10 protein-coding genes and 1 pseudogene are annotated in these 14,055 nt (G+C 75.0%); 7 read left to right on the top strand and 4 right to left on the bottom strand.

What is annotated here, in order from left to right:
- The 5 genes from ABZV78_RS29320 to ABZV78_RS29300 form a co-directional block, all read left to right on the top strand.
- Positions 1-892: EAL domain-containing protein (locus tag ABZV78_RS29320; RefSeq protein ID WP_355643755.1), on the top strand; the 892-nt coding region annotated here is incomplete at its 5' end.
- Between the two features lie 150 nt (positions 893-1,042).
- Positions 1,043-1,348, top strand: a complete 306-nt coding sequence (gene gatC, locus ABZV78_RS29315) for an Asp-tRNA(Asn)/Glu-tRNA(Gln) amidotransferase subunit GatC (protein WP_091268917.1) — start codon at positions 1,043-1,045, stop codon at positions 1,346-1,348.
- The gene (gatA, locus tag ABZV78_RS29310; RefSeq protein ID WP_355643753.1) at positions 1,345-2,820 is read left to right on the top strand and encodes an Asp-tRNA(Asn)/Glu-tRNA(Gln) amidotransferase subunit GatA; all 1,476 of its coding nucleotides are present in this window, start codon (positions 1,345-1,347) and stop codon (positions 2,818-2,820) included. Before gatC ends, gatA begins: the two co-directional genes overlap by 4 nt.
- A gap of 13 nt (positions 2,821-2,833) precedes the next feature.
- Positions 2,834-4,333, top strand: a complete 1,500-nt coding sequence (gatB, locus tag ABZV78_RS29305) for an Asp-tRNA(Asn)/Glu-tRNA(Gln) amidotransferase subunit GatB (protein ID WP_355643751.1) — start codon at positions 2,834-2,836, stop codon at positions 4,331-4,333.
- Between the two features lie 117 nt (positions 4,334-4,450).
- A complete protein-coding gene (locus ABZV78_RS29300; protein WP_355643749.1) occupies positions 4,451-6,808 on the top strand; it encodes a pyruvate dehydrogenase in 2,358 nt (785 codons plus the stop codon).
- 3 nt (positions 6,809-6,811) lie between these two features.
- On the opposite strand, the gene ABZV78_RS29295 is transcribed toward ABZV78_RS29300, so the two are convergent.
- The 3 genes from ABZV78_RS29295 to ABZV78_RS29285 are packed head-to-tail and all read right to left on the bottom strand — an operon-like array spanning position 6,812 to position 11,515.
- Complete coding sequence (locus tag ABZV78_RS29295) at positions 6,812-8,422, bottom strand: metallophosphoesterase (RefSeq protein WP_355643747.1); 1,611 nt, start codon at positions 8,420-8,422, stop codon at positions 6,812-6,814.
- Between the two features lie 55 nt (positions 8,423-8,477).
- Complete coding sequence (locus ABZV78_RS29290; RefSeq protein WP_355643745.1) at positions 8,478-9,653, bottom strand: PQQ-dependent sugar dehydrogenase; 1,176 nt, start codon at positions 9,651-9,653, stop codon at positions 8,478-8,480.
- A 56-nt stretch (positions 9,654-9,709) separates the two neighbouring features.
- The gene (locus ABZV78_RS29285) at positions 9,710-11,515 is read right to left on the bottom strand and encodes a SpoIIE family protein phosphatase (RefSeq protein ID WP_355643743.1); all 1,806 of its coding nucleotides are present in this window, start codon (positions 11,513-11,515) and stop codon (positions 9,710-9,712) included.
- A gap of 142 nt (positions 11,516-11,657) precedes the next feature.
- Between ABZV78_RS29285 and ABZV78_RS29280 the strand changes: the two genes are divergently transcribed.
- Positions 11,658-12,584: a 2-hydroxyacid dehydrogenase gene (locus ABZV78_RS29280; protein ID WP_355643741.1), complete on the top strand. Its 927-nt coding sequence runs from the start codon at positions 11,658-11,660 to the stop codon at positions 12,582-12,584.
- Positions 12,585-12,588: 4 nt separating this feature from the next.
- Here ABZV78_RS29280 and ABZV78_RS29275 read toward each other — a convergent pair whose 3' ends face one another.
- Positions 12,589-12,966: a PH domain-containing protein gene (locus ABZV78_RS29275; protein ID WP_355643739.1), complete on the bottom strand. Its 378-nt coding sequence runs from the start codon at positions 12,964-12,966 to the stop codon at positions 12,589-12,591.
- Between the two features lie 248 nt (positions 12,967-13,214).
- On the opposite strand from ABZV78_RS29275, the pseudogene ABZV78_RS29270 reads away from it, so the two are divergent.
- Positions 13,215-14,055: pseudogene (locus ABZV78_RS29270) on the top strand (GGDEF domain-containing protein); the annotation flags it as partial.

Raw genomic sequence — 14,055 nt, 5'->3', positions numbered from 1 at the left:
ACGTGTGCTCTGCCTACCTGCCCCGACCCGGGCGGCGGATCGGCGCGGCACGGGCGGCGCCCGCCGCGGCGGCGGAACCGGATCCGCCGGGCTCGACGACCCGGCGGGGGACCCGGGCGAGATCACCATGTACTACCAGCCGCAGATCGCCATCGCGACCGGCGAGGTGGTCGGGGTCGAGGCGCTGCTGCGCTGGCGGCACCCGCGCCGGGGCATGGTCGACCCCGGGGAGCTGATCCAGGTCGCCGAGCAGAGCGCCGTGATGCGGCTGCTCACCCGGCGGGTGGTGGACGACGTGGTGGAGCAGCTCGCCAAGTGGTCGGCGGCCGGCGTCACGCTGCGCGCCGCGCTCAACGTCAGCGTCCGGGACCTGCACACCGGTGAGATCGCCGAGCAGATCGCCGACCGGCTGGCCCGCTACGGCCTCCCTCCGGACCGGCTCCAGGTGGAGATCACCGAGGGCGCGTTGATGGCCGACCCGCGGCGGGTGCTGGCGAGCATCACCCAGCTGCACCGCATCGGGGTCGGCATCGCGCTGGACGACTTCGGCACCGGCTACTCGTCGTTGCAGCACCTGCGCCGGCTGCCGCTGTCCGAGGTGAAGGTGGACCGGTCGTTCGTGCTCGGGATGGCCGACGACTCCGACGACGCGGCGATCGTCCGCTCGATGATCGAGCTGGCCGCGGCGCTCGGGCTGCGGGTGGTGGCCGAGGGCGTCGAGGACGAGCGCACCTGGCGGCTGCTGCACGCCGCCGGCTGCGACGTGGCGCAGGGCTGGTTCTACGCCCGGCCGATGCCGGCCGAGGAACTGGTGACCTGGCTGTCCCGCTACCGCCCGGTCCACCCGGCGGTGGCGGCGGAGGGTGACGGGCCGCGCCGCCCGGCCCGCTGACCGGCATCCCGGCGGGCGGCACCGGGAGTCGGAGGCGTCGACCCGACCGGAGGCAATAGACTCGCTCCGGTCACCGCGCGTCATCGTCACCGGCGAGCGCGCGGCCGGCACACCGCAGACGCAGCAGGACAGCCACGAAGGGGGCACCCGATGGCCGCCATCTCCCGCGAGGAGGTCGCGCACCTCGCGCGACTGTCGCGGCTCGCCGTCACCGAGGAGGAGTTGGACACCTTCGCCGGGCAGCTGGACGTGATCCTCCAGTCGGTCGCCCAGGTCGGCGAGGTCGCCGCGGCGGACATCCCGCCGACGTCCCACTCGGTGCCGCTGACCAACGTCCTCCGCGAGGACGTGGTGACGCCGTGCCTGACCCCGCAGGAGGCGCTGTCGGGTGCGCCCGACGCCGAGGAGCAGCGGTTCCGTGTCCCGCGGATCCTGGACGAGGATGTGGCTTCATGAGCGACCTGACCAAGCTGACGGCTGCCGAGATCGCCGGCCTGGTGGCGACGGGCGAGACCTCCGCCGTGGAGGTCACGCAGGCCCACCTGGACCGGATCGCCGCCGTCGACGAGCGGGTGCACGCCTTCCTGCACGTCGACACCGAGGGCGCGCTGGCCGCCGCCCGGAGCGTGGACGAGCGCCGGGCCGCCGGCGCGGAGCTGGGCCCGCTGGCGGGCGTGCCGGTCGCCGTGAAGGACGTGCTCACCACCAGGGGCGTGCCGACCACCGTCGGCTCGAAGATCCTGGAGGGCTGGCGCCCGCCGTACGACTCGACGGTCGTGGAGCGGCTGCGCGAGGCCGGCACGGTGATGCTCGGCAAGACCAACATGGACGAGTTCGCCATGGGCTCGTCCACCGAATACTCCGCCTACGGCCCGACCCGCAACCCGTGGGACCTGGACCGGATCCCGGGCGGCTCGGGCGGCGGCAGCGCCGCGGCGCTGGCCGCGTACGAGGCGCCGCTGTCGATCGGCTCGGACACCGGCGGTTCGATCCGCCAGCCCGGCGCGGTCACCGGCACCGTCGGGGCGAAGCCCACCTACGGGGGCACCTCCCGCTACGGTCTGGTGGCGTTCTCCTCCTCGCTGGACACCCCCGGCCCGTGCGCGCGCAATGTGCTGGACGCCGCGCTGCTGCACCAGGTGATCGGCGGCCACGACCCGCGCGACTCCACCTCGATCCCGGCCCCGGTGCCGGACGTGGTCGGCGCGGCGAAGCTCGGCGCGACCGGCGACCTGACCGGCGTGAAGCTCGGTGTGGTCACCGAGTTCACCGGCGAGGGCGCCGAGCCGGGCGTGATGGCCGCGTTCCGCGAGTCGGTGGAGGCCCTCGCGAAGCTGGGCGCCGAGATCGTCGAGATCTCCTGCCCGCACTTCCAGTACGCGCTGCCGGCCTACTACCTGATCGCGCCGAGCGAGTGCTCCTCCAACCTGGCCCGGTTCGACGGCGTCCGGTTCGGCCTGCGGGTCGGCGACGACGGCAACCGGTCCCTCGAAGAGGTCATGTCGCTGACCCGGGAGGCCGGGTTCGGCCCCGAGGTCAAGCGGCGCATCATGATCGGCACCTACGCGCTCTCCTCCGGCTACTACGACGCCTACTACGGGCAGGCGCAGAAGGTCCGCACCCTGATCACCCGCGACTTCACGGCCGCCTTCGAGCGGGTTGACGCGCTGATCTCGCCGACCACGCCGTTCGTGGCCTTCCCGATCGGGGCGCGCACCTCCGACCCCTACCAGATGTACCTGGCCGACCTGTTCACGATCCCGACCAACCTGTACGGCGGACCGGCCATCTCGGTCCCGTGCGGGCTCTCCGAGGGGCTCCCGGTCGGTTTCCAGATCATGGCCCCGACCATGGCCGACGACCGGATGTATCGGGTCGCCGCCGCGCTGGAGTCCACGGTCGGCACGTTCACCCCACCGGCACTGTGAGGCAGGAGCACCGATGACGACGACACTGCCCGCGTACGACGAGGTCGTGGCGCGCTACGAACCGGTGATCGGCCTGGAGACCCACGTCGAGCTCGGCACGAACACCAAGATGTGGTGCGGCTGCCCGACCGACTTCGGCGGCGAGCCGAACACCCGGGTCTGCCCGGTCTGCCTGGGCCTGCCCGGCTCGCTGCCGGTGGCCAACAAGGCGGCCATCGAGGCGACCATCCGGATCGGCCTCGCGCTCAACTGCTCCATCGCCGAGTGGTGCCGGTTCGCCCGGAAGAACTACTTCTACCCGGACATGCCGAAGAACTTCCAGATCAGCCAGTACGACGAGCCGCTCTGCGTCGACGGCTACCTGGACGTCGAGGTCAACGGCGAGACCGTGCGGATCGGCATCGAGCGGGTGCACCTGGAGGAGGACACCGGCAAGACCCTGCACGTCGGCGGTGCCACCGGCCGGATCCACGGCGCCACCGAGTCGCTGGTCGACTACAACCGGGCCGGCATCCCCCTCGTGGAGATCGTCACCAAGCCGGTCCCCGGCATCGGCGCGCTCGCCCCCGAGGTGGCCCGGGCGTACGTCACCGAACTGCGCGACGTGATCCGCTCGCTGGGCGTCTCCGACGTCCGGATGGAGGAGGGTTCGCTGCGCTGCGACGTCAACACCTCGCTGAACAAGCCGGGCGAGGAGTGGGGCACCCGCACCGAGACCAAGAACGTCAACTCGCTGCGCTCGGTCGAGCGGGCGGTCCGCTCGGAGATGCTGCGCCAGGCGTCGGTGCTCGACGCCGGCGGCACCATCACCCAGGAGACCCGGCACTTCCACGAGGACACCGGCGACACCACCCCCGGCCGGTCCAAGGAGACCGCCACCGACTACCGGTACTTCCCGGAGCCGGACCTGGTCCCGCTCGCGCCGGACACCGCCTGGGTGGCCGAGCTGAAGGCCGCCCTGCCGGAGCTGCCGCGGCTGCGCCGCAAGCGGATCCAGCAGGACTGGGGCCTGTCCGACCTGGACATGCAGTCGGTGGTCAACGCCGGCGCGGTCGAGCTGATCGAGCGGACCGTGGCCGCCGGCGCCACCCCGGCCGCCGCCCGCAAGTGGTGGTTGGGTGAGCTGTCCCGGCGGGCCAACGAGACCGGCGTGGAGCTCTCCGACGTCGGGGTCACCCCCGAGCAGGTCGCCGAGCTGCAGGGCCTGGTGGACGCCGGCCGGCTCAACGACAAGCTGGCCCGCATCGTCCTGGAGGGCGTGGTGGGCGGCGAGGGCTCGCCGACCGAGATCATGACCAACCGCAACCTCGAGGTGGTCTCCGACACCGGCGCGCTCACCGCCGCCGTGGACGAGGCGATCGCCGCCAACCCCGACGTCGCCGACAAGATCCGCAGCGGCAAGGTCGCGGCGGCCGGCGCGCTGGTCGGCGCGGTCATGAAGACCACCCGCGGCCAGGCGGACGCCAAGACCGTCCGCGAGCTGATCCTGGCGCGCCTCGGCGTCCAGGGCTGAGTCCCGACCCGAGGGCCGCCGTCGTGACCCGGCGGCGGCCCCCGGTCTGTTCCGAATACGCGGCCACCCCGCACCCCCGCGCGTGGGCGTCAACGGCGACGCCCGAATGGAGTCACCGTGAACCAGCACGACCTCGACGTCCTCGACGAGATCCAGCGGCGGGTGCTCTGGCTCGCCACCCGCATCGTGGACGCGGCCAACCACGACCGGGACACCGGCGACGGGGTGAAGGTCGGCGGCCACCAGGCGTCCAGCGCCTCGCTGGTCACCGCCATGACCGCGCTCTGGTTCGCCCACCTGGACGCCGAGGACCGGGTCGCGGTCAAGCCGCACGCCTCGCCGGTGTTCCACGCCGTCCAGTACCTGCTCGGCAACCTGGACCGGTCCTACCTGCCGAAGCTGCGGGCGCGCGGCGGGCTCCAGTCGTACCCGTCCCGGACCAAGGACCCGGACGAGGTGGACTTCTCCACCGGCTCGGTCGGCCTGGGCGCCGCCGCGCCGCTGTTCGCCGCGGTCACCCGACGCTACGTCGACGCGCACTTCGGCGAGCGGCCGCACTCTCGGTTCGTCGCCCTCATCGGCGACGCCGAACTGGACGAGGGCAACATCTGGGAGGCCGTCGCCGACCCGGCCACCACCGGGCTCGGCAACGTGATGTGGCTGGTCGACTTCAACCGCCAGTCGCTGGACCGGGTCGTCCCCGGGGTACGGATCAACCAGTGGCGGGGCCAGTTCGAGGCCGCCGGCTGGCACGTGGTCGAGGTCAAGTACGGCCGCAAGCTCGCCGAGGCGTACGAGCGGCCGGGCGGGGCGGCGCTGCGCGACTGGATCGACCTGATGCCCAACGAGCAGTACCAGTCGCTGTTCGGGCTGGCCGGCCCGGCGCTGCGCAAGCAGTTCCTGGACGGCGCCCCGGCCGAGGTGTCCGCCTTCGTGGCCGACATCCCCGACGACGAGCTGGGCCCGCTCGTCACCGACCTGGGCGGGCACGACCTCCAGGCGATGCTCGACGCGTACGCCCAGTGCGACGCCGTCACCGACCGGCCCAGCGTGGTCTTCGCCTACACGGTCAAGGGCTGGGGGCTGCCAATCGCCGGCAACCCGCGCAACCACTCGGCGCTGCTCACCACCGAGCAGGTCGACGCGCTGCGCGCCGCGCAAGGCCTGACCCGCGACACCGAGTGGGACCGCCTCGACCCGGCGTCCCCGGCCGGCATCCGGGCCGGCGAGCGCCGGGAGGCGCTGGCCCGCGCGCCGCGCGAGCGGGCGCTGGGGGTCGCCGTCCCGGAGACCACGAAGGTACGGGTGAACAAGCCCGTCTCCACCCAGGAGGTCTTCGGCCGGGTGCTGGTCGACCTGGCCCGCGACCCGAAGGTGGCGCCCTACCTGGTCACCACCGCGCCGGACGTGGCCACCTCCACCAACCTGGCCGGGTTCATCAACAAGACCGGCGTGTTCGCCCCCACCGAGCAGCGCTCCTGGACCGAGGACCGGATGCTGCGGTGGACGGAGACCCCGGCGGGCCAGCACATCGAGCTGGGCATCTCCGAGATGAACCTGTTCCTGCTGCTCGGCCAGCTCGGCCTGTCGTGGGACCTGTCCGGGCAGCCGCTGCTGCCGGTCGGCACGGTCTACGACCCGTTCGTGCTGCGCGGCCTGGACGCCTTCCTCTACGGCACCTACTCCGGCTCCCGGTTCGTGGTCGCCGGCACCCCGTCCGGCATCACCCTGGCCCCCGAGGGCGGCGCCCACCAGTCGACCATCACCGCCTCCGTCGGCCTGGAGCTGCCCGGGGTCACCTTCTGCGAGCCCGCGTACGCCGGCAGCCTCGACTGGCTGCTCTGCGACGCGCTCGGCCAGATCGCCGGGGGAGCGGCGCCGGCCGCCACCGCCGCGCCGGCCGAGGACGGGGCGTACTACTTCCGGCTCAGCACCCGGCCGATCGACCAGGCGCCGTTCGAGGCGGCCCGGGCCCGGATCGGCGACGCGGTGCTGCGCCGGCAGGTGGTGGCGGGCGCGTACCGGCTGGTCGACGCGCACGAGGCGTACCCCCACCTGGCGGACGCCCCGGTCGTGCAGCTCGCCGCCTCCGGCGCGGTGCTGCCGGAGGTCCTGGCCGCCGCCGCGGAGCTGGCGGAGGAGGGGGTCGCGGCGCACGTGGTCGACGTGACGAGCCTGGACCGGCTCTACCGGGCCTGGCAGCGGACCCTGCGCCAGGGCGTGCGGACGGCGACCGTGCCGAGCGTGCCCGGCGCGCTGCGGTCGGCCTTCGCCGACCGGGTGCCGGTGGTCACCGTGCACGACGCCGCCTCGCACGCGATGGCCTGGCTGGGCTCGGCGCTCGGCGCCCCGGCCGTGCCGCTCGGGGTGGACGAGTTCGGCCAGTCCGGCAGCGTCGGAGAGCTGTACGAGCTGCACGACCTGCTGCCCGGCAGCATCGTCAACGCCGCGCTGGCCGCCCTCTCGCTGCGCTGAGCGTCAGCCGGTGGGGCTCGGCGTCGCCGTCGGGCTGCCGGTCGGGGCGGGCGACACAGGGCCGCCCCGGGTCGGCGTCGGCGTGACCGGCACCTGGTCGCCCTTCTTCGGGTCCTGGATGATGTGCCGTTCCAGGTTGACCTGCGACTGCCCGGTCCCGCCCACGGTGATGTCGTCGTAGGCCTGGAGCAGCTTCTGCTGGTCGAAGTAGAGCACCGTCATCGTCAGCGGGGTGGGCTTCTCGCCCTCCAGGCCGCGCAGCCCGGCGCCGCCGGTGGAGCCCTCGACGAAGAGCTGGGTGGGCTGCTTGCCGGGCACCTGCGGCAGCTTGGACACCTGCCGGGCGTGGGTGTGCCCGGCCAGCACCAGCGGGCAGGTGCCGGAGAGCGGGCCGGCCGAGGCCGGGTCGTGCACCAGCGCGATGTTCACCGGCTTCGGCGAGCTCTTGACCGTGGCGGCCAGCTGCTCGCCGGCCCCGATCACCTGGTCGGCGACGACCTTGGTGAGCCCGCTGCCGGCCGGCGAGGTCTCCTTGTCCGGGGTGAACCGGGGGTCGCCGATGCCGGCGATCGTCAGCCCGGCGACCGTCGTCGTGGAGTTGTTCAGCACGATGGCGTTCGGCTGTGCGGCCACCGCGGCGGCCGTCTTCGTCGAGTCGTGGTTGCCGCGGATGTAGACGTACGGCTTCTTGAGCAGGCCGATCGAGCCGACGAAGGACGCCTCCGGCTCGCTGCCCCAGTCGGTGATGTCGCCCGTGTCGATCACCACGTCGATGTTGAACTGCTCCACCACCGTGCGGATGAGCTGCCAGCCGGTCGGGTTGAGGTGCATGTCGGAGACGTGCAGCACCCGGGTGGTGCCGGGCGACGGCTGGACCACCGGCAGCGCGGAGACCGTGGTGTAGAGCTTGCTGACGTTGCCGACCAGCCGTTGCAGCTGCTCGGCGTACTTGGTGTAGTCGTTGGCGATCCGGCGCGCGTCACCCACGATCGCCGGCGCGTTGACCAGCAGCCCCTCGTAGCGCGGCTCCTCGATGGCCTGCGGCCGGATGGTGGCGGCGGCCAGGCCGAGACTGCCGGCGGTGACCACCAGCGCCAGCCCGCCGGCCCACGCGGTGCGGCGTGTGTCGCGGAAGACCAGCCCGGCCAGCAGCAGGGTGGCCAGCACCGCCGAGGCGACCGTCTTCAGGCCGAGCCGCATCACGCCGGACCGGACGTCCTCGACCGCCGACTGGCTGGCCCGGCTGATGCTCGCCGGGTCGTCGATCAGCGCCTCGGTGCGCCGCTGGTCGAGCGCGCCCAGCTCGACGGTCAGGTAGGCCGGCCCGTCGTGGCTGTCCAGCAGCAGCGCGCCCAGCGGCGGGATGTCGACGGTGGTGCCGCCGCTCAGCGACGGGCTGAGGTTGAGCTGCGCGCGGAACGGCCCGATGTCGGTGCCCACGTGCCCGCCGGCGTAGGTGCCGGCCACCACCCCGGCGAAGGTGACCGCGAGCAGGGCCAGCACCACGCCGAACCGGCGCAGCCCGGTGCCGGGGCGCCACCGGCGGCGGGCGCGCCCGTCCGCCGGGGTCGTCTCGTCCCCGGTGCTGTGCTGCTCGTTCTCCTGGCCGTCCATGCTGAGATTCTGACCTGCCCGTTGAAGGATCTTGGCAAACCCGGGGGAAGCGGGATCAACTCCGTCCGGCGCCGCCGTCGGCGAAGACCAGCCGCAGGATTCGGTCGTCGTCGCCGGCCGGCTTGCCGCGCCCGTCCCGGTTGGAGGTGCTCACCCAGACCGACCCGTCCGGCGCCACCGCGGCCGCCCGCAGCCGGCCGTACCGGCCGGTGAGCAGCTCGCGCGGCTGGCCGAGGACGGTGCCGTTGCCGGCCAGCTCGACCAGCCAGAGCCGCTGCCCGCGCAGGCAGGCGGTGACCAGCAGCCGCTCCACGGCCGCCAGGCCGGAACAGGAGGCCTCGCCGGTGCGCCACTGCACGATCGGGTTGACGTAGCGCCGGTCGTCGCCGCGCCCCTCGACCTGCGGCCAGCCGTAGTTGCCGCCCTTGTTGATCTGGTTGATCTCGTCCCAGGTGTTCTGGCCGAACTCCACGGCGTACATCCGCTTGTCCGGCGTCCAGGCGAAGCCCTGCACGTTGCGGTGCCCCGCCGACCAGACCGGCGAGCCGGCGGTGGGGTTGCCCGGCGCGGGCTTGCCGTCCCGGGTGATCCGCAGGACCTTGCCGCCGAGGCTCTTCGGGTCCTGCGCGTTCGCGGTGCGCCCGGCGTCGCCGGTGCTGGCGTAGAGGAAGCCGTCCGGGCCGAAGCCGAGCCCGCCGCCGTTGTGGTTGCCGGCCTTGGGGATGCCGGTGAGGATCGGCGTCGGCGGCCGGCCCAGCTCCAGCTTCGCGATCCGGTTGTCCGCGGCGCTCGTGTAGTAGACGAAGACCGTGCGGTCCCGGGCGTACGCCGGGGAGACCGCGATGCCGAGCAGACCACCCTCGCCGGCGGCCGCCACGTCCGGCACGGTCTGCACCACCCGGACGGTCATCCCCTCCGGCCCGGACTCCGGGCCGACCTGGAGGATCCGCCCGCTGTCGCGCTCGGTGACCAGGGCGCCGCCGTCGGGCAGGAAGGCGATGCCCCAGGGCACCGCCAGCCCCTTCGCCAGCACCGTGGCGACCACCTGCTGGCCGGCGCCGCCGGGGCTGGCCGAGTTGGATGGCGACGGGAGGTTGGGCGGCTCGCCGGCCGGGTCGGGATCCGGGTCGCCGAAGGCGCAGCCGGCGGTGCCCAGCAGCAGCGCCGCGCAGGACGCCGCCAGCGCCGCCCGGAGGCGGCCGGTGCGGGGGTACGGGGGACGCGGCCTCACCTGGCCAGCCTAGCCGGGCCGGGTGGCGAACCGGGCCCGACGAACCGCCTCCCAGCTCAACGGGCGCGCAGGGCGAGCAGGGCGACGTCGTCCTCCCGGCGGTGGGCGGCGGCGAGCAGCCGGTCGCAGAGCGTCGCGAGGGGGAGCGTGGCGGCGCCGACCAGCTGTTCGATCAGCTCGACCTGCCCCTCGTCGATCGGCCGGTCCCGGCGCTCGATCAGCCCGTCGGTGTACAGCAGCAGGGTGTCGCCGGGGGAGAGGGTCAGCTGGTCACGGGTGCGGCGGGGCGGGTGGGTCAGGCCGAGCAGCGGTCCCCGGGCCGCGTCGAGGGCCTCCACCGGGCCGCCGGCGCGCAACAGCAGCGGCGGCGGGTGGCCCGCGTTGCACCAGGAGACCCGGAGCCCGGCCGGGGCCGGGCGGACCCGGGCCAGGACGGCGGTGGCGACCGTCGGAACGGGCAGGCCCCGGATCGCCCGGTCGAGGTGGGTCATCAGCGCGTCGACCGGGTCGTCCCGCCCGTACGCGTCGCCGCGGACCAGGTTGCGCAGCTGGCCCATGGTCGCCGCCGCCTCGATGTCGTGCCCGGCGACGTCGCCGATCGCGGCGACCAGGTCGCCGTCGGGCTGGACGAAGGCGTCGTACCAGTCGCCGCCCACCTCCACCCGGTCGGCGGCCGGCAGGTAGCGTGCGGCCAGCTCCACGCCGGGCACCACGGGCAGGGTGGGCAGCATGCTGTGCTGGAGCACCTCGGCGACGTGCCGCTGCTCGCCGTAGAGCCGGCTGTTGCCCACGGCCTGGCTGGCGCGGCGGCCGATGTCCAGCGCGGTGCGCAGGTCACTCTCGTCGAATCCGCGCCGGGGCGGGCCGTTGACCAGCGTGACGGCGCCGATGACCCGGACCCCGGCGGCGGTGATCGGCACGCTGAGGTGCGAGGCGAAGCCCAGCCGGTGGGCCAGCGGCACCAGTTCCGGGTCGGTGGTGCCCCGCTCGACGTCGGCGACGGCGGCACTGCCGCGCATGACCGGTTTCCCCGTGCGCAGCACCGACCGGATGATCGAGTCCGCACCCAGCCCGGTGGCCAGCAGCGTGGCGAACCGGTCCAGGTCGGCCTTCCGGCCCGGGTCCCGGTGCACCCCGGAGACGGTGCGCGGCCGGCCCGCCGGGTCGACCAGGGTGATGAGGCACCAGTCGGCGAGCAGCGGCACCATGGCGTGCCCGAGCCGGTCCACGGCCGTTGCCATGTCGAGCGTGCCGCCCAGCAGCTCGCTCATCCCGGCGAGCATGGCGAGCCGGTCGTGCGCCTCCTCGGCGCGGCGGCGGGCCTGCTCGGCGCCCTGCACGGCGATCCGCAGCCGCAGCTCCGAGGAGCAGGCGGCAGCCAGGTCGGCGAGGGTGCGCAGCTGCTCGGCCGTCCAGGCCCGGGGCTTGCTGTCGATGGCGCAGAGCGAGCCGAGCACCCGGCCGTCCAGGTCGGTCAGCGGCATCCCGGCGTACGCGACCACCCCGAGGTCCTCGATGGCCAGGTTGCGGCGCACCCGGGGGTAGAGGCGGGCGTCGGGCAGCACCATGGGCGACTCGATGTCGACCACGTGCTGGCAGAACGAGTGGCTCAGCGGGGTTTCCCGCCGGGCGGCCCACGGCTCGGGCAGGCCGGTGGCGCCGGGGAAGAACTGGCGGTCGGCGGTGACCAGCGAGACCAGCGCGACGGGCACGGCGAGCAGGTCGCCGACCAGCCGCGCGAACCGGTCGAACGCCTCGTCGGGCGCCGCGTCGAGCCGGGTCTCCGCGAGGGATCGCAGCCGCTCGGGGTCGGTCAGCGCCGGGATCGGCACGACCGCGCGTCCGGCGCTGTCCTCGCTCATGGCCACCCGTCTTCGGCGTGCGGGGCGCCGGCCGACGCTCCGTCCTCGGTTATACCTCGCGCGGTCCGCCGGCAATCCTCGCGGCGGTGGTCGTCACGGCCCCGCCCGTCCGCGCCGTCCCGGGCGGCTATCGTCGGCGGTCGTGAAGGTATGGATTCCACACCCGGCCGGCCGGAGCCTCCTCGGCGAAATGCCCCCGGGCGTCACCGTCGAGCTGCTGGCGGACCCGGCCCGGCTGCCCTCGTCCCCGGCCGGCGTGCGGTTCTGGGTGCCGCCCTTCCTGGCCGGCCCGGACGCCGGCGCGCTCCTGGCCGAGCTGCCGGACCTCGAGGTCGTGCAGCTCCTCTCCGCCGGGGCGGACGCCTGGGTGGGGCGGATCCCCGACGGCGTGACGCTCTGCGACGCCCGGGGCGTGCACGACTCGGCCACCGCCGAGTGGGTGGTCGCCGCGATCCTCTCCGCGCTGCGCGGCTTCGGCCCGATGGCCCGCGCCCAGGGCCGCCGGGAGTGGGCCTACGACGAGGTGGCCCCGACCGACGAGCTGGCCGGCAAGCGGGTGCTGATCGTCGGCGCCGGCTCGATCGGCGCGGCCGTCCGCGCCCGGCTGGCTCCGTTCGAGGTGAGCTTCACCCTGGTCGCCCGGACGCCGCGCCCGGCCGAGGAGGTGCACGGGGTGGACGAGCTGCCCGCCCTGCTGCCCGAGGCCGACATCGTGGTGCTGCTGGTGCCGTTGACCGAGCAGACCCGGGGCCTGGTCGACGAGAAGTTCCTCGCCGCGATGCCGGACGGCGCGCTGCTGGTCAACGCCGCCCGGGGCCCGGTGGCCCGGACTCCGGCGCTGGTGGCCGAGCTGGCGTCGGGGCGGCTGCGGGCCGCGCTGGACGTGACCGACCCGGAGCCGCTGCCCGCCGACCATCCCCTGTGGGAGCTGCCGAACGTGCTGCTCACCCCGCACGTCGCCGGCTCGGTCCGCGGCCTGCTGCCGCGGGCGTACCGGCTGGTGGGGGAGCAGGTGCGCCGGTTCGCGGCCGGGGAGCCGCTGACGAACCGGGTGGTCGACGGCTACTGACGGGTCAGCCGGCCGACTCGGGCAGCTCCTGCCCGGTGGCGGAGACCAGCCGGGGGAGGTCGGTGGCGCGTACCGCGGGGAGCACCAGCGTCTCGCCGTCGTCGAGCCGGGCGACCGCCCGGCCGCGCGCGTCGGAGGCGAGCTCGGCGACCCGCGCCCAGGGCACCCGCCGCTGCCCGACGAGGGCTCGCAGCCGCAGCTCGCGGGCGTCCGCGTCGGTGCCCGCCCGCCACGCCCAGAGGCCGGCCGCGAGCGGGATCAGCAGCACCCAGACCAGCCACCAGCGCGCGGTGGCCAGCGGCAGGGCGCCGATGAACGCGACGATCGCGGCGACCAGGATCGCCTGGTTGTAGCGGAAACGGACGGTGTCGGCGCGGCTCACCCCCTGATGATCCCACCCGGGAGCGGCCGCCCTCCCGGCGGGCGGCCCGGCACGGACCGGGCATGGGTGTGACGGGCGTCACGTGCTGTGTCGCGTAACCCTGGATTTCCGGGATCGTTTATGGGCGTGGCCGCGCCGGTCCCCGTCCGGCGCCGGTCGTGCCCGACGCCCCGACCCGCCCCACCCGCTGACCTCGCACGTCGTACCGCAACCGCACCGCCCCGTGCCCCCTCACGAAGGCGACCGCCGTGCCCGTCACCCCTTCCGCCGGTTCCCGCCGCCGGCCACCGCTGCCCGATCTCATCGTGTCCCTCGCCGGCGCGCTGTTCGTCCTCGCCGGCGCCGCCGGCCTGGTCCCCGGCCCGGCCGCCGTGGCGCTCGCCGTCGCCGGTGGCTCCGCCCTGGCCTGCGTCCGGCTCGCCTGGCTGGCCGGCGCCCCGCCCGCGCCGCCCGACCCGTCCGCCGCCCCGCCGGCCCAGCCGCGATCCGGTACCGCGCCGGACCGGGCCGAGCCGGCCGCCGCGCGGCCGACCGGGCGGCGGGCCCGCCGGGTGGCGCTGTCCCGCCGGGTCGCCGGGATCCTCGACGCCGCCGTGCTGGCCGCCGGGCTCACCGTCGCGGTGCTGCCGCTGTGCGAACCCGGGCACCGGCTGCCGGTCGCGCTGGCGGGCCTGGCGATCACCGCCCCGCTCTACGCCGTCGCCCTGCTCCGGCTGCCCGGCCGCTCCCGGCTCGCCGGCCGCGAACGGCTGCGCCGCGGCGTGGACGTGGTCGGCCTCGGCGTCAGCCTGGTCTTCGCCGGCGGGGTGCTGCTGCCGTCCGGCCCGGTGCCGCCGGCCGCGCGGGCCGCCACCATCGGCGGCGCCGTGGCGCTGGCCGTCCTGCTGGTGGCCGCGTTCGCCGAGCGGCGGCGGCGACCGGGCGCGGCCCGCTGCCACGCCGGCGCGGCCGTGACGCTGGGCGGACTGGCCCTGCTCGTGGTGCTGCTCGCCTACGCCGCCCCGGACCGGGCCGTGCTGGTCGTCGCGCCGCCGCTGCTGGCCGGCGCGCTGGTCACCGCGGCCGGCGCCCGGCGGACCGCGGCCGGGG

The sequence above is a fragment of the Micromonospora sp. NPDC004540 genome, from assembly GCF_040610095.1.
Taxonomy (GTDB): Bacteria; Actinomycetota; Actinomycetes; order Mycobacteriales; family Micromonosporaceae; genus Micromonospora.
Note: the sequence above shows the minus strand (reverse complement) of the source record. Positions and strands in the feature narration are given on the sequence as shown.

What these genes read in the sequence shown, in the direction of transcription:
- gatB (WP_355643751.1), top strand. Translation starts at nt 2,834, where the DNA reads ATGACGACGACACTGCCCGCGTACGACGAGGTCGTGGCGCGCTACGAA.
- gatC (WP_091268917.1), top strand. Translation starts at nt 1,043, where the DNA reads ATGGCCGCCATCTCCCGCGAGGAGGTCGCGCACCTCGCGCGACTGTCG.
- ABZV78_RS29295 (WP_355643747.1), bottom strand. Translation starts at nt 8,422, where the DNA reads ATGGACGGCCAGGAGAACGAGCAGCACAGCACCGGGGACGAGACGACC.
- ABZV78_RS29285 (WP_355643743.1), bottom strand. Translation starts at nt 11,515, where the DNA reads ATGAGCGAGGACAGCGCCGGACGCGCGGTCGTGCCGATCCCGGCGCTG.
- gatA (WP_355643753.1), top strand. Translation starts at nt 1,345, where the DNA reads ATGAGCGACCTGACCAAGCTGACGGCTGCCGAGATCGCCGGCCTGGTG.